This is a genomic window from Bartonella sp. AU18XJBT, from assembly GCF_028618595.1.
Classification (GTDB): domain Bacteria; phylum Pseudomonadota; class Alphaproteobacteria; order Rhizobiales; family Rhizobiaceae; genus Bartonella.
The window spans coordinates 14,419-36,039 of record NZ_JAQITE010000004.1 but is presented as its reverse complement, the minus strand read 5'-3'; the positions used below and the strand labels follow the sequence as shown (position 1 = coordinate 36,039).

The 21,621-nt window shown below is 38.8% G+C and carries 17 protein-coding genes and 3 pseudogenes; 6 read left to right on the top strand and 14 right to left on the bottom strand.

The annotated features are described in order from the left end of the window. Positions 1-283: 283 nt before the first annotated feature. Positions 284-2,221: a DNA primase gene (gene dnaG, locus PVV60_RS02340; RefSeq protein WP_273722845.1), complete on the bottom strand. Its 1,938-nt coding sequence runs from the start codon at positions 2,219-2,221 to the stop codon at positions 284-286. 135 nt (positions 2,222-2,356) lie between these two features. Between dnaG and PVV60_RS02335 the strand changes: the two genes are divergently transcribed. The 4 genes from PVV60_RS02335 to ubiC all read left to right on the top strand — a co-directional run bounded on the left by PVV60_RS02335 (position 2,357) and on the right by ubiC (position 8,036). Then, on the top strand, positions 2,357-3,574 hold the full coding sequence (locus PVV60_RS02335; RefSeq protein WP_273722844.1) for a mechanosensitive ion channel family protein: 1,218 nt from the start codon (positions 2,357-2,359) through the stop codon (positions 3,572-3,574). A gap of 70 nt (positions 3,575-3,644) precedes the next feature. Continuing rightward, positions 3,645-5,336 carry a Na/Pi cotransporter family protein gene (locus PVV60_RS02330; RefSeq protein WP_273722842.1) on the top strand — a complete coding sequence of 564 codons (1,692 nt, stop codon included), beginning with the start codon at positions 3,645-3,647 and terminating at the stop codon, positions 5,334-5,336. Positions 5,337-6,197: 861 nt separating this feature from the next. Then, entirely contained in the window at positions 6,198-6,449 is a 252-nt protein-coding gene (locus PVV60_RS02325) for a GlsB/YeaQ/YmgE family stress response membrane protein (protein WP_273722840.1), read from the top strand. A gap of 1,077 nt (positions 6,450-7,526) precedes the next feature. Next, the gene (ubiC, locus tag PVV60_RS02320; protein WP_273722838.1) at positions 7,527-8,036 is read left to right on the top strand and encodes a chorismate lyase; all 510 of its coding nucleotides are present in this window, start codon (positions 7,527-7,529) and stop codon (positions 8,034-8,036) included. A 680-nt stretch (positions 8,037-8,716) separates the two neighbouring features. Here the strand turns inward: ubiC and PVV60_RS02315 are convergent. Further along, the gene (locus PVV60_RS02315) at positions 8,717-9,169 is read right to left on the bottom strand and encodes a GatB/YqeY domain-containing protein (protein ID WP_273722836.1); all 453 of its coding nucleotides are present in this window, start codon (positions 9,167-9,169) and stop codon (positions 8,717-8,719) included. Positions 9,170-9,427: 258 nt separating this feature from the next. Between PVV60_RS02315 and carA the strand changes: the two genes are divergently transcribed. Then, on the top strand, positions 9,428-10,624 hold the full coding sequence (gene carA, locus PVV60_RS02310; RefSeq protein ID WP_273722834.1) for a glutamine-hydrolyzing carbamoyl-phosphate synthase small subunit: 1,197 nt from the start codon (positions 9,428-9,430) through the stop codon (positions 10,622-10,624). Positions 10,625-11,494: 870 nt separating this feature from the next. Here the strand turns inward: carA and PVV60_RS02305 are convergent. Next, a pseudogene (locus PVV60_RS02305) lies at positions 11,495-12,714 on the bottom strand (MFS transporter). 637 nt (positions 12,715-13,351) lie between these two features. Between PVV60_RS02305 and PVV60_RS02300 the strand changes: the two are divergent. Then, complete coding sequence (locus PVV60_RS02300) at positions 13,352-14,188, top strand: DUF1460 domain-containing protein (protein WP_273722832.1); 837 nt, start codon at positions 13,352-13,354, stop codon at positions 14,186-14,188. A 638-nt stretch (positions 14,189-14,826) separates the two neighbouring features. Here PVV60_RS02300 and PVV60_RS02295 read toward each other — a convergent pair. The 11 genes and pseudogenes from PVV60_RS02295 to PVV60_RS02240 all read right to left on the bottom strand — a co-directional run. Then, positions 14,827-15,399, bottom strand: a pseudogene (locus PVV60_RS02295) (phage tail protein); the annotation flags it as partial. Next, a complete protein-coding gene (locus PVV60_RS02290; RefSeq protein ID WP_273722830.1) occupies positions 15,399-16,295 on the bottom strand; it encodes a baseplate J/gp47 family protein in 897 nt (298 codons plus the stop codon). The pseudogene PVV60_RS02295 and the gene PVV60_RS02290, both read right to left, overlap by 1 nt. Next, positions 16,282-16,668, bottom strand: a complete 387-nt coding sequence (locus tag PVV60_RS02285) for a GPW/gp25 family protein (RefSeq protein WP_273718804.1) — start codon at positions 16,666-16,668, stop codon at positions 16,282-16,284. The genes PVV60_RS02290 and PVV60_RS02285 overlap by 14 nt, the downstream gene beginning before the upstream one ends. A 3-nt stretch (positions 16,669-16,671) precedes the next feature. Beyond that, positions 16,672-16,872 (bottom strand): hypothetical protein, encoded by a 201-nt coding sequence (locus PVV60_RS02280; RefSeq protein WP_015856807.1) that lies wholly within the window; start codon positions 16,870-16,872, stop codon positions 16,672-16,674. Between the two features lie 13 nt (positions 16,873-16,885). Then, complete coding sequence (locus PVV60_RS02275; protein WP_273718809.1) at positions 16,886-17,479, bottom strand: baseplate assembly protein; 594 nt, start codon at positions 17,477-17,479, stop codon at positions 16,886-16,888. Continuing rightward, positions 17,476-17,997: a hypothetical protein gene (locus PVV60_RS02270; RefSeq protein WP_273722828.1), complete on the bottom strand. Its 522-nt coding sequence runs from the start codon at positions 17,995-17,997 to the stop codon at positions 17,476-17,478. The genes PVV60_RS02275 and PVV60_RS02270 overlap by 4 nt, the downstream gene beginning before the upstream one ends. After that, positions 17,994-18,460 (bottom strand): annotated as a pseudogene (locus PVV60_RS10735) (phage virion morphogenesis protein). Before PVV60_RS10735 ends, PVV60_RS02270 begins: the two are co-directional and overlap by 4 nt. Position 18,461: 1 nt before the next feature. Beyond that, entirely contained in the window at positions 18,462-18,884 is a 423-nt protein-coding gene (locus PVV60_RS02255; protein ID WP_273722824.1) for a gp436 family protein, read from the bottom strand. A gap of 15 nt (positions 18,885-18,899) precedes the next feature. Then, positions 18,900-19,865, bottom strand: a complete 966-nt coding sequence (locus PVV60_RS02250; RefSeq protein WP_273722822.1) for a capsid protein — start codon at positions 19,863-19,865, stop codon at positions 18,900-18,902. Between the two features lie 12 nt (positions 19,866-19,877). Further along, on the bottom strand, positions 19,878-20,219 hold the full coding sequence (locus PVV60_RS02245; RefSeq protein WP_273722821.1) for a hypothetical protein: 342 nt from the start codon (positions 20,217-20,219) through the stop codon (positions 19,878-19,880). After that, positions 20,216-21,289 (bottom strand): phage protease, encoded by a 1,074-nt coding sequence (locus PVV60_RS02240; protein ID WP_273722820.1) that lies wholly within the window; start codon positions 21,287-21,289, stop codon positions 20,216-20,218. The genes PVV60_RS02245 and PVV60_RS02240 overlap by 4 nt, the downstream gene beginning before the upstream one ends. Positions 21,290-21,621: the final 332 nt, after the last annotated feature.

The following is a 21,621-nucleotide window of genomic DNA, read 5'->3' as shown; positions in this document are numbered from 1 at the left end:
CCTTTTAAGAGATTACTATTGGAAAGAATACATTTTGTATACACCCTGACATCCAGACAAACTTGACATCCAGACAAAAACGCGGGAAAACTCAAGAAGTCTCCCCGACACCTCTCAGCCCTTCTGAGATAATCTCTGCACCCTATCGTAAGAACCAATTTCCCGCTTTTCCTAAAATTTACCCGCTTTTCCTAAAATTTAATTATCATCTTTATGAAAATGTCACTCCACATAAACTTCCTCATCTAAAATTTAAGTGACTGATTCGCATTAAAAAAGCGAATCATTTTATCGTATCTTGTGTATTCCCGTCTATTTTTTCATCCAACCAACTTCCAAACCCTTCAATTAACGCTTCTGTTGCCTGCATCTGCTCCAACTCATTTTTTACCTCACGAAGCAGATCAAAAACCTCACTCTTAGGATTTTCTACAAGTTGCTCTTCAATATCCTGTAACCTCTTATGTAGGTGGTGTTCTTGAAGATGCAAGTAGACAGCTTGTTTTAATATAGCGCGTGCATCCTCTATAGGGGCTCCACCAAAGATAATACGCATACCAATATTTTGTACAAGATGTTTCATACGCTCTAACAGAGCCTTTTGCCCTCTTTTTTCTAAGAACGCAACCATCGTCTCTTTGTCATGAAGCTGTTGATTCCCAAGAATTTCCAACATAGCTTGATGAAAAATGATCAATTGAGTATTTTTTAATTCTAACTCAGAAAGAATTTCAAAATTTTCATACCACAACTCAGGATAGTAAGCTAAAGTGAGTAAAATCACTGCTTCACGCAAAGGAATAGATTGTGAAGAATTTCGTACTATTTCAGAATTTGCTAATAGAGAAAAGGATTGATTTTTAAAGATCCTATTTGGTGAAGATTGATCATATCGCCCTTCCCCCCTTTTTTTCGAAAAAGAGAGACGAAAAAAATCAAAAAGGCGTTTTTTTACATCTTGCAAATAATAACGACGGACATCTTCATCCTTAATCGTAAAAATTTGTTGTTTTAGTTGTTTTTCGAGCGCTGCTCGTGTCTCTGGAGTTTCAAAATGCTTTCCATAGGTAGCTCGCCACCATAAAAGCTCGCTCAAAGGAATTGCTTTTTGCAAAAAAGAAGAAAAAAGTTGTGCTCCACCAGCACAAACAATTTCATCAGGATCTTTCCCTTGTGGCAACAAAACAAAGCTTACACAAACCCCAGCCTTTAAAAGAGGCAACACACGATCAGCAACACGGAAAGCAGCTTTTAAACCCGCATCATCACCATCAAAACACAAAATGGGCTCCTTCCCCATCTGCCATAAAAGCTCAATTTGCGCTTCCGTTAATGCTGTCCCTAAGGACGCTACGACTCCTTCAAAACCAGCTTTAGTCAATGCAATGACATCCATATACCCCTCAACAACAAGGAGTGAATGAATTTTTTCATCGCTAACAAAGCGACTATTTTTGCGAGCAGCTGCCGCGTTATAAAGTATGTTTCCTTTATGAAACAGCACTGTTTCAGGGCTGTTGAGATATTTTGCTCGTGTCTCTTTCTCTAATGCACGCCCTCCAAAAGCCACCACACGTCTGCGCAAATCTTCAATAGGAAATATAATGCGATTTCTAAATCGGTCATAAGAATCCGCACTCTCCTCATGCACTGTGAGAAGTCCACACTCTTCCATTTGCTTTATTGAAATGCCCCGTGCACTCAAAGCTTCTTTCAAAGCTGTACGCCTTACCGGCGCAAAACCAATGCGGAAACGCTCTACAAGCTCTGGTGTAACGCCACGTGCATCTAGATAACGACGTGCTTGTGCACCTCCTTTATCGCGTAAATTATATTGAAAAAAATCTGTAGCAATTTTCATCACATCATAAAGATCAGCTTTTTCCAATTGACGTTTATGACTTTGTGAATCCAAAATGGGGAGTTTCATTCCCGCAAACTCAGCCAAACGCTCTACACTTTCTGAAAAGTGCAATCCATCAAGCTCACACAAAAAGGTAAAAATATCTCCACTTACACCACAACCAAAACAATAATAGCGTCCTTTATGATCTTCACAATGAAAACTTGGCGTTTTTTCACCATGAAATGGACAACAACACCAAAAATCTCCCCGTGAAGGCTTACTCTTTCGAGGATCAAAATCCACCCGTTGACCAATCACTGTTGAAATTGGGAGTCTCGTACGTAGTTCATTAAGGAAATCAGGCGGAAAACGCATTATCTCTCACAGAGTTTAAAAATTCTTTTTTGCATATTTAACGACTTTAGAGCATAATTCCAATACTTCCTCTTAAGTAGTTGTAAAATTTTAAACTCTTAACTGCATATAATTTTAGAAATGGAGAGTGGAAAAGTGATCGAATTTATTGTTCAATATCCGTGGTTAGAGGCTATTTCTTGGCTTATTATTCTTACTATAGCTGCCCTTTTGGTCAACTTTCTAGGACGAAAATTACTTATTCACGGAGCAAAAAAACTCTCTTCTTTTCTCCCCCAAAATACAACGATCGATATTAATAATGCTATTCAATACATAGCGGATATCACTTCAGCCTTTATTATTTCAGTTGGTGTTAATTTTATACCAACATTGCCCGATGCATTTAGCACTGTTATCGGCAATGTTGCCAACGCCTTCATTATCTTTTTTGTTGTCCTGACAATTTCTTCCTGTCTCAATGTCATTAACATCCTTTACGAACAACGACCAACAGCACGGTTAAAACCAATAAAAGGTTATATTCAAATTGCTAAAATTGCACTTTTTGCTGTTGCAACAATTTTAATGGTCGCTACATTGATTGACCGCTCCCCTCTTATTCTATTCTCCGGTCTTGGTGCAATGGCCGCGGTTCTCATGTTAATTTTTCAAGATACGCTTCTTTCTCTCGTTGCCGGTATTCAAATTTCATCCACTGATATGGTTCGCGTTGGTGATTGGATTGAAATTCCCAATCTCGGTGCCGATGGTGATGTTATTGAAATTGCCCTGCATACTGTTAAAGTTCAAAATTTCGACAACACCATCACCTCAGTTCCTATCCGTAAACTTGTGACCGACCCTTTTAAAAATTGGCGTGGAATGCAAGAATCAGGTGGCAGACGCATCAAACGCTCCCTTTTTATTGATCAATCAAGTATCCATTTTCTCACAGAAGAAGAACAAAAATATCTTTCCCGATTTAATTTATTAGAAAATTATTTCACGCAAAAAGTAACAGAAATTGATCAATGGAACGCCAAATTAGATAAAAATCATGATGTCTTAGCCAATACGCGCCGTTTAACCAACATTGGAACTTTTCGTGCTTATGTTTTTGCTTATCTACAACAGCATCTAAACATCAACCCTAATATGACCTTTATGGCACGGCAATTACCTCCTACAGAAAACGGTTTACCCTTGGAAATTTATTGCTTTACGAACACCACCGTTTGGATAGACTATGAACAAATTCAAGGTGATATTTTTGATCACCTTTATTCCATTCTGCCCTGTTTTGGTCTAAAGGTTTTTCAAAACCCAAGCGGTTATGATTTTAATCAAGTACTAAAAGCAAAAACAAAATAAAAACAATAAACTTCAATTTATCAATTTTGAAGCAAACATATTCTCAACAACAGAGAAAGAATAAAGTATCATGAATGGTTCATTGGTACTCCTTCATCTTGCCGGCGCTATTTCTTTACTTCTCTGGGCCACACGCATGGTGCGCACAGGGATTGAACGCGCCTATGGTGACAGGCTTAAATATAAAATGTGCCACGTCATTTCAAAACCATTGTTTGCTGTAAGTTTTGGGCTTTTTACAGCAATGATTTTACAAAGCTCTACAGCAATAACGCTCCTCGTTGGTTCTTTCGTTGAATCTGGTTTTGTCTCTGGAGTAGCGGGACTTATGGCTGTACGTGGAGGAGAATTAGGATCAGCAATCGTTGTAAAAATTCTCACCTATGATCTTACTCTTGTTGTGCCCCTTTGTCTTTTAATTGGCACTTGTATCTTCATGACAACAGAAAAACGTGAGTGGCGTCAAATAGGACGTATTGTCATCGGTATTGGTCTTTTGATTTTATCTTTAGAGATGATAAGTACAGCGACAGAACCTCTACGTGAAAGCGAAATTTTGCCTAGCATCATTCGTTATCTTTCAACCGATCCTGTTTCCACTTTTTTGTTGGCTGCTGGCTTAACCTACCTTTTACATTCATCCATTGCAGGAATCATTTTGCTGGTCAATTTTGCCAACTACGATCTTATTCATACGCAACTTTGTGTTGTCATGGTTCTTGGTGTCAACTTTGGCTCTTCTCTTATAGCACCACTTTTAACGCGCAATGCCCCTCCTAATACCCGCCTCGTTCCCTTAGGAAATTTACTCATGCGGGGGGCAGGGTCAATCCTCATACTTATCTTATTTCTCTCCTTTCAGCCTCCCATCACATGGCTTGGTAATAACGCCCCTACTCAAGTGATTAACGCCCACATTATTTTTAATGTTTTCATTCTCCTTGCCGGAATACCGCTTTCAAAATGGGTTTTAAAATTAACCTCTCAAATTGTTCATATAAGTGCAAAAAAAACGCAAGCCGATAAAACACTCAATTTATCGGATCAAACAGCTCTTGATGACAGTGTTCTTGAACACCCCTCTCTCGCTCTCTCGAATGTCATGCGTGAAGTCATTCATATTTGTGATCTTGTGGACATCATGCTAGAAAAAATCATGGGGCTTTATGAAAATCCTGATCCCAATATTATTCGTGAACTCAACCATCTCAACACCATATTGGACAAAAAACATATCGCCATCAAACTTTATCTTGCACGATTAGCGGGACAAAAATTATCTGACGAAGAAGCTCTTCAAACGCAAGAACTTCTAGGCGCCTGTATAAAATTAGACCAAGCAGGCGATATCATTATTCATAATATGCTGATGCTGGTTAAAAAGAAACAACAAAAAGGTTTACAGTTCAGCAGCGAGGGCTGGAGTGATCTCCTTCGTTTCCACGCCATTGTACTAGCCAACGCGCATATAGCATTTAACGTTCTCGTCTCACGTGATACACACACTGCACACCTATTGGTACAAAAAAAAGATCAACTACGAAACTTAGAAAAAGAGATGAGTTTAAAACATTTTAAACGTTTGCGTGAAGGGGATCTCAAAAATGTAGAATCATCCAGTCTTCATCTCGACACTGTCCGCGACCTCAAACAAATCAACTCTCTTTTGACCTCAATGATCTACCCCATTTTAGAAGAACAGGGACTTCTTCAAAGTTCTCGCCTACGCAATCCTGCTGAAGAACAAACAGAAAAACCTTAAACTTTTAAAATAACTTGAATAAGAAACACATCTCATCGATGACTCGATTTTGAATATGGTCAAGATGTTGATTTTATAAAAATATTTTATTATTTGACAATTTAAAAAAGCTCTCTTCATCATAGATTTCTTTCATTTAAAATCCAGTCATGATGAATTACTCAAAGTCATCTTCTTGCACATTACAAATAAAGCAGCATATAGAATAGAACTCTTGAAGAAAGACGTAAAAATGCCTAACCACCCCCAAGCCAAGACTGGTAAACACGTAAAGAGGAAGTCAAGAGTATAATGGTTTCAACCTAAACTCGCCTTGTAAAAAGAGAATTGCCCCACAGCAGCAGCAAAAACAGAAATGCTCTATAAGGAATGCAAATCCCCACAAAATGCAACGTTTATATCAAGATTGGTAGAGGCTCAACCTATACAAGCATTCTATAACGTGTCAACAAAACAGTTTTAATTTCATTTCAACCATCATTGATATCAATTGGCAAACTCCAAACTTTTAAATATCCATTTTACTTATTGCTTTAATCACAATTGTTTTTTTTACTTAAGAGAGAGGTTAAAAAAGCATATAAATAAACTTTATGACTTATTAAAATACTTTCATTAATATTTTCTTCTTTTATTCATATTTCTCAATTAAGTAATTTATTTATAAATTGAAATATATTATATATTTATACTTATTAAGTAGTATTGTGATATAAGTGTTAATATTATTTTAATATAAATGAAAGTAATAAATAAGATCTCTAACAGAAATATCCTTTCCATTGGGTAAAAAAGGAATAAGCCTTGATTTTGACAAAGTTTACTCTAGTTACAATTTAAATTCAGGCAAAGGAGGGTATCATGGAAGATGCAAACATCGGTTGGATTGCAGCTATTATTATCGGCGGGATTGCAGGTTGGGCTGCACAGTATATTATGAAAAGCCAAACAGGAATATTGTTAAATATTATCTTAGGGATTATTGGCGCTGCGCTAGCAAGCTTTCTTTTTAGTCTTTTAAGTGTAAGTTTTGCTGGTTGGCTTGGCTATCTTATTTCAGGTTTTATAGGAGCCTGTATTCTTATATGGATAGGACAAAAAATTCGATCATAAAACATTTGTTTCTTATATCTTTTGAAATTCAATAAAAAACTGGGAAACAACTAGCAAAGTTTGAAACATTTCCTTGTAACTCGTTATTACCAGTTTTGATACGATGGTGAGATGCTTAAGCTGCGATTTTGGGCATACACTATCACCGTATTTTAAAACGAAATGCAGTAAAGACCTTTATAACGCACCATTTCATACCTATATAAACTTACGCATATCAGGAAAGATATGTTGCGTTATTTTAACGAAATACGAACTTATTTTTGTACTACGTGCGCAAATCCAGCTCATCTCACTGTAATAACAACCCATAAGGTTACAAAAATCACTAACGATGATTAAATATTCCATCGCATAACACCTATACACTTCATCAACATTACTCTTTTTACTAAAAAACTCGAAGAACTCTTTTGCATTCTTAAGAAATAAAGAGAGAAGTAAGAAAAAAATGATAAAGAATTTTTTCCTAATCTTTAAAAGAAAAGAACATAATAAAATAAATATGTATAATATTAATGTATTCTATTATAGAATTACTACATATTATGTAATATGAATTAATTTTTTACAATTTTAATACTATAATCTATTTTAATTTTTTATAAAATATATGCATCACTGTAAACTTCCTGTTTATAAAGAATACGATCTCCTTTACATCTCAATTCAAAAGGTTTAAATCTCTCTTCACTTTCTAAAGTAGAAAATAAAGTTTTGTGCCTCTTAAAGTTTCCTCTTTATATCATCTGACATAGATGTAATTTATATGCGCTACAAACGAATTTTAAAGCACAAAACACTTTTCCCATTGCTCATGCGATAAAGAAAAAATCCGTAATGCATTGTGTGAAAGCGCCTTGGACAAAACATAATACCTTATTTTTCTTGTTTAATGAAAATGATCCTATAATATATTTCCCGCCTATCTTCTTTTAAAGATCTTTGCTTTCGACTTTCCCTTTGTTATCCTCTTGTCAAAATCTTGCTGCTTTTATACTCCTTGTATTACAATAGAGCTATTTATTTAATTCACCCAACATAACATATGGAATAAGACTTTAAATGTGGAGTAAAATGATGTCTGATCTTGAAGATTCCATCTTACCACCTCTAAAGTGGTTTTCTGATCAAAATCCTCCAATACCAGAAAACATTCGCAATTGGCTCATGGAATCGGGCTCAATGACGCTTCGATTAAAGGAATATTGTACCTGCCTCCAAGTTCAACCACAACGCGAATGTTTTATTACGCAAGATAAATTAACGGAAGAAGCAGAGCATCTCCCTGAAAGTGCGCGTTATTGGCTACGCGAAATTATATTGATGGGAGATAATAAACCTTGGCTCCTTGGACGCACTGTAATTCCACAAGAAACCCTCCTACACAATCAAGCCTTGATGCATTTGGGAACTGTACCTCTAGGACATTATTTATTTAACCATGACCAATTAACCCGCGATTACATTCATATTGGTCAACAAGGTGCGCTATGGGCACGCCGTTCCCGTTTGCGGTTAACGAGTAAGCCATTGTTGCTAACTGAACTATTTTTAACGGATTCACCACTGTATCCCCACAAATAAAGGTTACTCATTTTATTCTACACAATTTATAGATTTTATATAACTTATAAGGGATTTAATCAGAGAAAAGAATTTCAAAATCATCTCAAAACACAGTACAAACAAAGACTTCTTTTCAAAATATCTTTTCATTTCATCAACTCAGCTTAAAAATGTCTCCCATAGAAAAAACGTTTTAAAGTTCTGATTTTCTTATCATTAAAACCAGCGCTTGAATTAAGAAGATACACACTATATTGATAAAACCATCTACATTTAAATTTCTTGCTGAATAATCACCACTCTAAAAATACGGCAACTCTTTATCAAGAAATGCTTTGAAACAGCAAAAAAGACAACAACACACTCCCCAAAATTGGAAATCTGTATCAATTAGCCTAATCATCCTATTTTAAAATTTTTAACAGTGCAGACAATAGATCTTTTTTAAAAAGTAAAAACTCTATAATTTTTTTGTTTTGTTAATGATCTAACAGTTTTGAAGAACAGAAAAATATAATACATAAAAGATGTTTTTATGGCTCTATGAGCTTCAAAAAAGATTCGTTTATTTCAATAAAAAATATTTTTTGATAATAGTTATGTATGTATAAGATAAATGATATTTATCAACATCCTACTGACTTACAAAGGCGAAGCACAATACAAAATATTTTCTAGTCCCCTTGAATTAATAAGATCTATTGCAATTTTTTACGAAGACTATTGCACACTTTAGAAAAATTCATTTGCCCCGCATACCGTTCCTTAAGCCATGCTATCACCTTACCGATATCACGTAATTTTTCAGCCTTTGTATGTGCCAAAGCTTCACAAAGAACCTGTTCTACTTCCCTCTCCTTAAGTTGATAGGGAAGAAACTCACGAATAACTTCTATTTCTGCTTGTCCTCTCTCTGCCAATTCCAAGCAACCAGACTCTTTATAGACTCGTATCAATTCTTCACGCTGTCGAAGCATTTTAGTGAAAACAGATTGTATCTGCTGATCATCCACTTCTAGCTTCCCTTCATCATAATAAAGAATATCACGATCCCTCACTGCAGCATTCATTAAACGAAGTGTAGCAAGACGCGCACTATCTTCCGCTTTCAAAGCAGCCCTAAGAGCCCCATCAATCTGGTTACGCAACATAAATTTACCCAATTTTGTCCAAGAAGAAAATGCCTTTTAACCAATCTTTATCCATCTTGCAATGGAGGATAAAAAAATAATTAAGGACTCGATCTTCGAAAAGATAAAACAAAACTTTACCTCTTCATGGAATATACTTATACTGCCTATTTCAAGCGAAACGTTACCAGAATAATATACACAGCATCTGTTAAAGATATGGTTTTTGTGTAAAGTTGATCATTATACCTTTCAGAGAATAAATTGTGGATACATACTATGATACAAACTACTTCACCCAGCCTCCCTTGGACGATCAAAAAAACTACAGCCCTTTTAGTCTTAGCTGATGGAACCGTTATTGAAGGCAAAGGAGCAGGTGCTACAGGTATCGCTGAAGCTGAAGTATGTTTTAACACCGCCATCACAGGCTATGAAGAAATCCTCACAGACCCGTCATACACACAACAAATCGTTAATTTTACTTTTCCTCATATAGGAAATGTAGGGACAAATAGTGAAGATATTGAAGCTCTCACTCCTCTCAATTGTCATGGTGCTGTTGGCGCCATATTCAAGGCAGACATTACACATCCCTCAAATTATCGTGCCAATGAAAATCTTCATCAATGGCTTAAAACGCGTAAAATTATTGCACTTTGTGGTGTTGATACACGTGCGCTTACAATTCTTATTCGTGAAAAAGGTGCACAAAATGCTGTCATTGCACATGATTCTAATGGAAATTTTGATATTCCTTCTTTAAAGAAACGTGCGCAAAAATGGCACGGTCTCATCAATCTTGACCTTACGAAAGACGTGACATCCCAATCATCAATGCAATGGGATGAAAAACCATGGAGTTGGAATAAAGGATATGGTACAAACAATGTGCACAATCTTCATATCATTGCAATTGACTATGGTATTAAACGTAATATTCTTCGCCTTATGGCAACACAAAAAGCACGCATTACTGTTGTGCCTGCCCACACAACTGCAAAAGAAATTCTAGCAATGAACCCTGATGGCGTTTTTCTTTCTAATGGACCAGGAGACCCCGCAGCTACCGCTCAATATGCCATTCCAACGATCAAAACATTAATTGATCATAATTTACCAATTTTTGGAATATGTCTTGGTCATCAACTTCTCGCTCTTACGGTTGGTGCAAAAACCGTGAAAATGCACCAAGGACATCACGGTGCCAACCACCCAGTTAAAGACCTTAACACTGGAAAAGTTGAGATTGTATCGATGAATCACGGTTTTGCTGTAGATGCAACCACTTTACCCCAACATGTCCAAGAAACACATATTTCTCTCTTTGATGGTTCAAACTGTGGTATCCGAATCATTGGAAAACCAGTTTTTTCTGTTCAATATCACCCTGAAGCTTCTCCTGGACCACAAGATAGCCACTATCTCTTTCAGCATTTCTGTGATCTCATTATGAATTATAAAAAAATATCTTAAAATAAAATATCCCCCCTTCTAGCTTCTCTCCTTTAAATTATATCATCTTCCCACACACAACTATATTATTTTTATACCGACAACTTATTGAATAAGTGATCTTATTTATCGTTTTGCCACTAAAAAGAGAACACTGAATAGCTTAAATTTTTCTCATTCCTCTTCTCTTAAGGTCGTATCCATCAAAATCATTGGCTTCTCCCCCCAAGCAAGATAAATGTGCCGATAAAAACCATTTTTAAAAAGAGTAAAGTGTCTAACCTTCAAATAAGTATTGGATTCACAATACAATTCTAAGCATTCTATTTTGCATGAAAAGCATAATTCCTATTAAAGAATAAAAAAATTAAAGTGTGAGACAATGCAACAAATCTCTACTTTTTAAAAGATATTGCTTTAGATGGTTTTGAAAGCTGTAAAGCCGAATAAAAAAGTGATGTCAAAACAGGAAACGGCTTTTCAATTTTACAACTTTATATTCTTCCAAAATGAGGTTTTCTTTCGATTCCAGAAGTGATGCAAACAAATATACGCAATATTTTACTTCCAATTTGCCATATAAAATTTGGAATTGTTCATACAGTACTGATACATCTAACGCAGATACGTTTTAATCTTTGTTTTCAATATGCTGCTGCATTAGCACTGGATATTAATTTGCAAGCAATAGAAAAAATACGGACTCTACTATACAAACAATATCACAAAATAAAAAAATTATTTGCACTAAATGAGAAGAATATATCGATATTTTATACAACACTTTGTGAAACAAATATCACAAAAAACTTTCTGCCTATAAAATGATACATTTTGTTTATCTTGTGCATTCTTCTAGCAAAATAGTATGTACCAGCCCCTTTCAACAAACTAACGTACCCGCAAGGCAAAAATAACTGTTGCAACGACAAGAAGAAAAAAGCCTCCAACAAAAGGAGCACCCGAAAAATAAAACAGTGCATTTTTATCTGTAAAACATTCAAAAAGAAACACATAAAAAACAGAACCAAATGTTAAACTTAACGAAATAACAGATGTCATCGCTCCTTGCAGTTCTCCTTGTACATTTGTCGGTACCTGCGCTGAAGCAATAGCACGTATAGGTGCATGAACAAGATATTCAAGCATTGTACACGCACAAACCATATAAACCATCCACCCCTGCGTCGCGAATGTATAGCCTAGCATAGCAACGGAAGCAAACAAAAGCCCCACTATAACAATATGCCAATCACTCCATCGTTTAGAAAAATAAGGCAAAATGAGAGCGACTACAATAAATTGGCCTATCCCAAAAACACTATAGGAGAGCCCAATAGAAAAAGAACTCCAATCATAGCGTTCTTTTGCAATGAAAGCCCAAATGCTTAACCATACAGATTCCGCAAACCAATAAAGAAAAAAGACCAATAACACCCAAAGAACCATCGGGTATTGTTTCAGATGCCAAAAAGCACCTAAGGGGTTTGCCCGCTTAATATCAAAAAAGCGCCTATTCCATAGAGAAAGAGTTTCTGGAAGCATAAGCCAAGCAAAAATAAAATAATGAGTGAAAAACCAGCAGCAAAATAAAACGGTATACGCGGACCAAACTGACCTAAAAAACCACCAATAAACGATCCTAAAATAAACCCCAATGCGGATGCAACACCTAACAGACCAAAATTACGTGTACGGGTTTTATCATTGGATATGTCCGCAAGATAAGCTGTACAAGTTGCAAAACTAGCACCACTTATCCCTGACAAAAGACGCCCGATAAATAACATAGAATAGCTCCATGCTATAGCACATATCAGATTATCAAGAGCAAAGCAGATAATAGAGACAAGCAAAATAGGACGACGACCATAACGATCAGAAAGATTGCCAATAACAGGAGCAAACAAAAACTGCATCACTGAATAAGCTGCAAGTAATTTTCCTCTTTCTACAAAAGCTGTACTGACATCTTTTCCAGTTAATTGAGAAAAATATTCAGGCAAAACAGGACAAATAATTGCAATGCCAAGAATATCTAACAATAAAGTGATGAACACTAAAATGAGCCCACGCTGAACAAATTTCGGATTGAGCATTTGGTCTTGCATAACATACACACTATTTTACGCATACAATTACTCCCCCCTCTCTTTTAACTCCCTTTTCCTTTTAAAAGTATTCTATACCGTATACTTTTCACATATAAAATAATAACAAAGTAAAAATTTAAGTAAGAGTCAAGATAAAACTATAAAATTACGTTTTAATTGGTATATCATTGTCAAAGCATAAAAAATATTTTTCGCATTATACGAACAAAATATTTATGTGACAAACTCATGAACAAAATTTCATGAAACACAGAGTATTTTCAATAGTTTTAGAGACATTATGATGAATTTTATCAGACATCATTTCCCCCTCTCATACCACCGTTTTCAGGAATCTCAATTCCATTGGATACGTTAGATATCCTATAGCAATTGAAACCTTTTAAAAGATAAGCTCTTAAAAAAATAAGTATATTATAGAGAAAAACTCTTTAATTCTATAATTTTAGAAAATATTCATATCGCTTGCAATTTGTGTAACCTTAAAAATCATGATTTTATCTTTATATTCATTGGTACTCCTAATGATTATATGCTACCATTAAATTTAACGATGATCATGATCAGCATTAAAAAAAATAGCACTTTTAGAAATAGTTCGTCATGAATTTTTAATTCAAAAATGGTGTATAAAATGCGAAAAATATCCCTATTAATTTTCATTTTAATGTTGGTAACAGGATGTGATGTTCAGGATTCTGATTCACAAGAGAGTGTTTTAGAAAATAAAATAGAAATAGAACAAACAACCAACGTAAACCTAGATCCCTATACTCTAAATAAATTAAATGCTCTTCTCAAAAAACGTTCAGAGACCAATTATCAGGAAAAAGGGGCGCTAATTGACTTTCTTTCTGAAGCTTTTTTAGGGACACCTTACCAAGCAAATATGTTACATGGCTCAGAAAATACACCAGAAAAACTGATTATTGATTTTAGAGGCTTAGATTGCTTTACTTATCTAGATTATGTTGAAGCATTGCGCAAGTCAACATCCCAAACAGAATTCATAAATAACGTCATAAAAACGCGTTATATTAACGGTAATATTGATTTTTTAAATCGGAAACATTTTTTTACGGACTGGGCTTATAGAGAATATAAACTCGCCACTGATATTACCGCTGAAATAAGTCCCCATGCGGTAAAAACAGAAAAATATCTCAACAAAAAAGCTGATGGTGGAAGCTATCTACCTGGATTGCCAGTTGTGAAGCGCACGATAACCTACATTCCAAGTAACTTTATTAATGAGGAGGTTATAGGTCGTTTACAATCTGGTGATTTCATTGGTATTTATACGAAACTTGCTGGATTGGACGTAACACACGTGGGCTTCTTTATCATGACAGATAAAGGGCCAATGTTAAGAAATGCTTCTTCACGAAAAGAAAACGAAAAAGTCGTTGATTCTCCTTTTATGGATTATGTTTCAAAAACACCAGGAATCATTGTTTTAAGAGCTCTTTAATAACATCATAGCGATATGAAATATCTTCTCTATTCTTAAAATAGATACTGTAGTTATTCAGGTAAATATCTAACTTCGTTCAAGCTATACGGCTACAATATATTTGTTTACAGTTTTAAGAGAAAAAAGTCGTTTTGATCTAACTTTTGTTTATAGGTATGAAAAAATCACTTTTGGAGAAATCACGGATTTGTAATCACTTTTACTGGTTAAACGATAAAGACAGGCAAAACTCTACTATAGTATCACGCTTTCCTTTCATATTGTCAACCAAGAGTTATCTATAGATTACCATTAATCTGATCTTTACGAATATAACGCAAAGACATAAATGAACGTTTGTAAAAATAAGTAAAAGTAACGCCAGATATGTTCGGCTGTTGTCTCATAAAGTATTTTATAAAACTTCGATCTATCTCTCTAATTTATTGCGTATAAATTTCTGACTTTATAGCATTATTTTCCTCATAAAATCTTTTCTTTTTCTTGTGGTCTATAAATTAAAATAACCCTGATATAGCAGCATATTTATGATTAGGATGCACCAGTACTGTACGCGTCATTGTAAAATTTTTGATGCTAAATTGGAATAAAAATATGAAGGCATCAATTAAAAACCAGTTTCTATCTTTAGTATCATTCTCTATCTCTGTCGTGCGCCCAAAGGAAAACAATGTTCCTCCAGCTGTTAAGCGAACACCGCTCTCAGAATCCAACATGCTGTCATCAAGGCGTGACATATTGGCTTCCATAGCTTGCACATCATAACCATAGGTCCCACGGCGAAAATCAGAGCGCAAACTTTTGGAAAGGTCGGTAATCGCTTCAATAGCTTCAAGGCTTTTGCGTTCAGGCAAGTGATCAAAATCAAGTTGAAAGGAATTCCACCATGCGCGCCCCGTCCAGGCGGGTTGAAAGCGTGCTGAAATCCCTAGCCATTCAAGCCCCATCTCTATTGCCGCAAGGGAGCCACGTACCCTCTTCCATGAAAGCCCTTGATCAATCAAATCATAGAGGTTTGGAACATAAGGGTTTAATTCTTGTAAGCCATATTCGTCTATTAAAAAGGGCAACCAAGAAGGCGGACGCGTGATAAATTTCGCGCGGGGTATTTCTTCGAGTGCCGTTTTAACATGAGGGTCAAGAGCCATTGCTTCGGCAAAACAACGTTCAAACAAGCTCGAATTCGGGGGCAAAAGTGAGGAAAGCATCAAAAAGCGCGCCCCCGTTCAGACAAGACAATATCCCCTAGTGCGACGGCTTCATCCGGTGCGACCAAAATATCCTCACAAGGGTGCGTTATGTTCACATGGTGAACGCCTTCAACCATCAGGCGGCTTAATATCCAACTTATTGAGAGATCACGCCCAAGCCTTTGCGCACGCGCCCATTCTGCTCTTAAATTCTGCTCCGCTCTTTCCAAAACAAAGGAGCCTTCATCCGGTAACAACCAAAAATCAGCAGAAATATCGATCATCCGCTGCACCGCGCTTTTCACAAAGATGTGGTCATTGGTCATTTTAACATGGGGGCAATCAAGGGCTGCTTGTACCTTGGCAATTAAAGCCTCATCAGCCACCCCTGAAGGGGCGTCACTAAAAAGCGCCACATGAATAAGCGGGCTTTTGCCCACCCGATAAACAAAAGCATCTTTGACATGGAGATCACTGGAGAGGGCAAAATATTGATAACGGGACGCTGTGCCCCCTGTGGAGTGTCCTTGTCTATTTAAGCGAATGCGGCGGCGAAAACGCTCATCATCCTCATCTAAAAGGCGTGTGACCCCATGGAAATCTCCCAAATGGTCTAAACTTGTTCCACGCGCAAATTCGAGTAAATTATCCCGTGCCACTTCATTCATCCGCTGGCGCAACAGCAACTCTTCATAAGCAGCCGCTTGTAATTGAATGACTACCGGATCATAAGCCGTCTTTTCCACATTATACGGAATATGATGCGCTGCAAAAAGCTCAGTCAAACGCGTGATCTTTTGCTCTAAAATGGCTTCAACAGAAAGCTCTTCAATAATTTGTGGCAAAGGGAGTTGTGGAGGGGGGAGTTGTGGAGAGGGAATTTGTGGGAGTGGAAAAGGTTCAAACTCTGTCATCACCAACCTCTAAATTGATGCTCATTGGCTCTTTGTGTGACCAATCGCCCAAATGCCCATCGGGATAAAAAACACCCGTTAAAACAAAATGGAATGTGCCTTCACGCGTTGCTTTTGTCAGATCAATCCTCTGCAGTGAAAACCCAGGCTCTCCACACTCTGGATCATCGAGTGCTTCAACAATTGCTTGATAAAGCTGCATCATCGTCGCAGGATCAGCATTGGCGTCTTGGAATGCTCCAACATCGCACCCATAATGACGACGCAAAACCCGTGTCCCAATTCTTGTCGTCAGACATTTACGCAGTGACTGTTGGCAATGCGCAAAGCCATATAAAAGAGAGCCGTCCTTTTCGCTCATCCCGCACCGCATGCTTTAAGCCCCTTTGCTTGTCTTTGTGGTAGAAACCGTTGGGGGCGCAGAAACAACAGGGGCTGGTTTTTCAGCAATCTGACCAAGCAGCAACGGATATTTAGCCGCTTCCTCACTTAAACAAATTTCTTCACCTTTGCCCGGTGAACGCTTACCTGCAACAAAGTCTGCATTGGTTAAAATAACATAAGTATTCTCACGCATGATAAAAACTCCTTTAAAGAGGACTAGAGGTTGTGGAGGGACCCATTTTGACCCCACCATGTTTGTGGCTTGCGCCAACCGATTTTTGATTGTGCTGTAAATCTTCTGCTTGAATCTGCACACTGCCCGTTAATGCAACACGGGTTGATTGATGAGAAAGCACCAAACCTTGGCTACTCAAATGAATTTGGTTTTCCCCATGGGAAAGAATAAGCTCATCCTTCGTGATACGCAAAGCACCACCGGCATAACACAGAGCAAATTCTTGGAAAGAGCGTGCGCAATTAGGTGCATCCTCACTATAACTATCGCGCACCACCAGAGAGGCAGAACCAATTTCGCCATGGGGATTTAACAAGCGCACCGGATCACCAACATGGAGGGGCATATTGCTTGAAACAGCACCAGAAGCTTCTTGCGCTTGTAGCCAAGGCGATAAAACCGCTTGTCCATTGGAACCCTGTTCGGAAAGTTTTACCCGCACCCTATGACCATCAACTTCTGCAACCCGCCCAATCATGTGCTGGTTGGCAAGACAGCGTTCAAGCGCATCAAGACGCTTCATCATTTGCCGCAAAGTGTCACTCAAAAGGTGCGCATCATTCATGCCTCCACCTCATCATCACATGAGATCAAACCAGCTTTGAGTTGTCCTTCATCGCAAAAAATATCCTGTCCCAACTGATGCAAATCTTGGTGCCATTCCACCACGCTTATCGATACACCACGCTGCTTAATCGCCGCAGAGATAATCGGTTCGATCTCGACATCCCGCGGGGCACTCAAATGCGTTAGCCCCCACAATTGCCCGCTATGACAAAGCACCGCAATGGCTTCTGCCAAAAGCCAACTGGAAACATCACGCTCTTTGCCCGTGGTGATAATAAAAGCCCCTAAATGAAGATCGGCACTCATCTGTCCAGAAGCAACAGAATTGAAACGGCTTGCTAACACTGCAACGCGTATGGCTGGAGCCACCAGCATCTGTGTTTCCAATTCTTCTAAGTTAAAACGTCCAAATTGACAGCCGCAATCGCGCACATCTGGCAAAGCCCCTTTAAGGCTTCTTATCACCGCTTCACGAAACTGATTAATGCGCCCTGCTTGTGTGATCGTTTGACTCATGAAAAGACCCTTTCCAGCCAATCTTCTGCCGCTTTGACAATTTCCACTTTATTGTGCTCTGAAAGCCCCAAATAGGCACGCGCCGGCATGGTCACTTGGCGTACACAAACAAAGCGGTGTACATTGCCACTTTTAAGAAAAAAACGCAGTGTCTTGCCATTTTTCGGGCGAATAACCCCACCCAATTGGTGAATCCGCGCATAAACCAACCCACTCCCCACAATCACCTTTTCTGGTGAAGCCTTCATATCAATGGAGCGTGAAAGCGCCCCACTAGCAAAAAGAATGGAGGTACGGGCATGGTTGTTTTTCCACTTTGAATCCGCCGTCTAGTACTCTCTTGGATAAGGCGCCCAACCCCTTGTGCTAAAGTTCCCATCGAGCGATCAGCGCCCTTTTGCAAAAAGGATAAAGCCGCTTCAAGCCCTGTCTCTTTAATCTCAATATGGGTTGAAACAGACATGTTATCTTCCCATCAAACGCGGCTTAGCATGGAAAAAAGCCCCATCACGAACCGGTCCCTCTTCGCTCATAATTTTAGGCTCATCGCCCCCCAAACCCGCTTTGCCTTCCGCAATGCGTTTCAAGAGTTCAACCGCCTGTTTGTAACGATCTTCAATGGTCGTGGTCAGTGCCGTATGGCGTATGGCTAAATTATAAACAGCAATATTGACACAGATCATACCCAGAGCCGCCGGCTGTCCAGCAATGGGGACCAAGTAGCGATGAGACAAATGCACATCAATCTCACCGCTTGCTTGGTTTAGAGCGCGGGCAATGGCTTGCTCTGAAAAAACTGGATCAGAATTCTCATCCATCCCGCACAAATCATCCAAGAAGTCATCACCCCAGAGTTCTTCAATCAGTGTTTTGCTTGCATAAGCCATGTTTCAAAGTTTCCCTTAGACAACGTCTTGCAACAAAACGCCGGCATCTTTTGCGGCGACCAATTCACACACACGTTCCCCCACACGCACCCGTTTACCGCCTGACAAGCCGATATTTGGATCAGTGATCACTCCAGACAAACGTTCACCCAACTGAGCGCTAAAGCCCCAACTGATGACCGATCCATCCGCCTGTTGTTTGGTGGGGTCAATATAAAGCAGTGCAATCTTATTGCCCCAAACCCGTGCCAATTGTGCCGAATGCCCTTTGCGAGCCAAATTCACTTGTGATTCACCAATGAGTAAACGATCGGGGTGTATTTCCATCAGATCAGCAAATTGCGCCTTGGTGACAAAACCATCAGCAGTGCCACCCCCTTTAACGGCTTTAATGATTTTGGGATGACGTTTGAGTTTTGACCAAACAACTTTACCCATCACAAGGGTGTTGGGCGTATAGACGAGAGCTTTATCCATCGCCTCATCTAAAGTGGCATAAGGGTCAGATTTTTCATAATCACTGAATTTATTCTCACCTTTGAGCGTTATCACGCGCTCTGGTGCGTAATTTTCACTTCTTTGCACAAGGGCTGCAACACGCACTTCACGCCCCAATTCTAGCAAATTGGCAAGTCCTTCCACGGCTGTCTTTTCGGGGTTATAACGAGAGCGTCGCTCAGCCCTGGCGCGTGCCGCTGCTTCAATATCTGAATTGGGGATAAGATCATCAAGTCCGTAATCTTTGACACTGGCTTCCCGTTCAAAGGCAGAAAATTCCACCACATTCGGGCGCCCTTTTCGCCCAACCTCAAGTTCAGGCACGGTAAAATTTTCCGCTAAAGGAAATTCACTATATTTAAACACCTCACTTAAAACACAAACGCGTGGCAAAATTTTATCGCCAATAAGAGAACCTGCTGGATTGCGATAACCAATAGCAATAGCAGTGAGTGTTGGATCAATGGGAAAAGGTCTGTTCATTTTAAGCCTCGATTAATTAATTTTAAAAGAAATAACATCACCAGCAGAACCATCACTCATGGCAATACCAATGGTGCGGTCTGCTGCTTCTGCCTTTATGGCGTGCCCTTTGGGGTCAGAGGTTAAAAAATCACCAAAGGAAACATTGCCCCCACAAACAACTTCACCCCAACCACATTGGCCAACATCAATCATCTCACCAGCCTTGGCTTCACAAGACCCGGCAGTGCCTAATAATTTATCACTTTTTCCAGAAGCCGTTGCCACCATTCCCTCAGTGCGGGCTGCAACAATGCAATAAGGTGAGATCACATCTCCAGCGCGAAAAGATTTAATCAAAATCATCGTACTCATGATTGGCGCTCCTTTTGCTCGCTAATATACTCAACCGCTTGGCTAATGGTGATGTCGAAGCCTTTTTGCTTCTGCTCTTGTTGATAATGGCGTGCCGCAAGCGCAATAACTTCTGGAGCAAGCTTTGGTTCTTGTGCTAAGGCACACACTTCTAAAGGGCTTGTTGTGGCAAGCGCCGGCAACTTCTCAACCAAACTTTGAAAATGTTCCATCCCCCCTTCAAGGGCACAAAGTGCACGATATTCCTCGCGCGCAGCCGGCAAAATCTTGCCCTCTTCAATGGTCTTATCTAAAAGACTCTCAATGGCACTGTTTTTTTGCTCTTCTTGCAAAAGCGCTAAATCTTCTTGCGCTTTTGTTAATTGGGCGTTTAATTCCACGCGTTCCTTTTCGCGCGCTTTAAGCGTTGCTAAAACCTCATCCGCTTTAGCATCTTCTGCCAGCGATAGTGCACTGGCAATGGCTGTCAAATCCATCTTTTTCTCCGTCAAAGTTATAGGGGAAGGCTGTTCACGGCTTAAAGCCGTCATGACAAGGGCTGGACGGTTCACCAAACCAGCACCGGCTAAATTCAAAATTTCACCTTTCTTGGAATGGCGAAACTCAGGCGAAAGATAGCGATATTCTCGGGCAATAATTTTTTTAGCTGCCATATCGGTCCATTTAACGCGTCCCCAAATCGCACCATCCCGCTCTGCTAATTCTTCAATCCAACCACTGGCAGGCGCTTCTAAACCATTTCTCGCACGGTGATGTTGCCCATGCTCATAATCTATCACAAGCGGTCCTTTATTGGCTGCAAAGGCTTTTAAAATCGTTTGCGGGTTATAATGCCATTGTCGTCCATCACGTGCCTTCACATGAGGCGCTTTGGGCAAAAGCTCTACCCACTCAGGCGCTTGGCTAACGGTGATATCTTGGCAAAGATCAATAAACTCAGCATGAAATGCCTCATCATGAACTGTCTCTGCATCCCCATCTTCTGGATCTCTGTTTTCTGGATCTCTGTTTTCTGGATCCCTGTTTTCTGGATCCCTGTTTTCTGGATCTTCGTGAAATTCCTGTTCCATACATTGCCTATTGCTTTACAATTGTCATTGGCAATACAATGCATGAAACTTACTCCCACTATAAGTCTGACACTGTCAGTCAAAAGAGCATTTCTCAAAAAAGCACTCTTTTCCCTATTATTCTCCTTGTGAGTAAAACCCCCGTGCCAAACCATCCCATAAAATCGTTTTCAAAGGCACTTCAAAGGCGATAGAGCGCCGTTGTGAAGTGAAAGGTACAATTTATCACTCCACACAAAAAAGCCTCTCTCAAGCCGTTTTTTAAAGATTGCTTTTTGGCTTAAAAACATTATATCATTGAATGTAAGGCGTGAGCCAGTTTTGCCAGGACG

Excerpts from the sequence above, each read along its gene's own strand:
- dnaG (WP_273722845.1), bottom strand. The coding sequence starts at position 2,221 with ATGCGTTTTCCGCCTGATTTCCTTAATGAACTACGTACGAGACTCCCA.
- PVV60_RS02330 (WP_273722842.1), top strand. The coding sequence starts at position 3,645 with ATGAATGGTTCATTGGTACTCCTTCATCTTGCCGGCGCTATTTCTTTA.
- PVV60_RS02325 (WP_273722840.1), top strand. The coding sequence starts at position 6,198 with ATGGAAGATGCAAACATCGGTTGGATTGCAGCTATTATTATCGGCGGG.
- ubiC (WP_273722838.1), top strand. The coding sequence starts at position 7,527 with ATGATGTCTGATCTTGAAGATTCCATCTTACCACCTCTAAAGTGGTTT.
- PVV60_RS02315 (WP_273722836.1), bottom strand. The coding sequence starts at position 9,169 with ATGTTGCGTAACCAGATTGATGGGGCTCTTAGGGCTGCTTTGAAAGCG.
- carA (WP_273722834.1), top strand. The coding sequence starts at position 9,428 with ATGATACAAACTACTTCACCCAGCCTCCCTTGGACGATCAAAAAAACT.
- PVV60_RS02300 (WP_273722832.1), top strand. The coding sequence starts at position 13,352 with ATGCGAAAAATATCCCTATTAATTTTCATTTTAATGTTGGTAACAGGA.
- PVV60_RS02290 (WP_273722830.1), bottom strand. The coding sequence starts at position 16,295 with ATGACAGAGTTTGAACCTTTTCCACTCCCACAAATTCCCTCTCCACAA.
- PVV60_RS02285 (WP_273718804.1), bottom strand. The coding sequence starts at position 16,668 with ATGCGGTGCGGGATGAGCGAAAAGGACGGCTCTCTTTTATATGGCTTT.
- PVV60_RS02280 (WP_015856807.1), bottom strand. The coding sequence starts at position 16,872 with ATGCGTGAGAATACTTATGTTATTTTAACCAATGCAGACTTTGTTGCA.
- PVV60_RS02275 (WP_273718809.1), bottom strand. The coding sequence starts at position 17,479 with ATGAATGATGCGCACCTTTTGAGTGACACTTTGCGGCAAATGATGAAG.
- PVV60_RS02270 (WP_273722828.1), bottom strand. The coding sequence starts at position 17,997 with ATGAGTCAAACGATCACACAAGCAGGGCGCATTAATCAGTTTCGTGAA.
- PVV60_RS02255 (WP_273722824.1), bottom strand. The coding sequence starts at position 18,884 with ATGGCTTATGCAAGCAAAACACTGATTGAAGAACTCTGGGGTGATGAC.
- PVV60_RS02250 (WP_273722822.1), bottom strand. The coding sequence starts at position 19,865 with ATGAACAGACCTTTTCCCATTGATCCAACACTCACTGCTATTGCTATT.
- PVV60_RS02245 (WP_273722821.1), bottom strand. The coding sequence starts at position 20,219 with ATGAGTACGATGATTTTGATTAAATCTTTTCGCGCTGGAGATGTGATC.
- PVV60_RS02240 (WP_273722820.1), bottom strand. The coding sequence starts at position 21,289 with ATGGAACAGGAATTTCACGAAGATCCAGAAAACAGGGATCCAGAAAAC.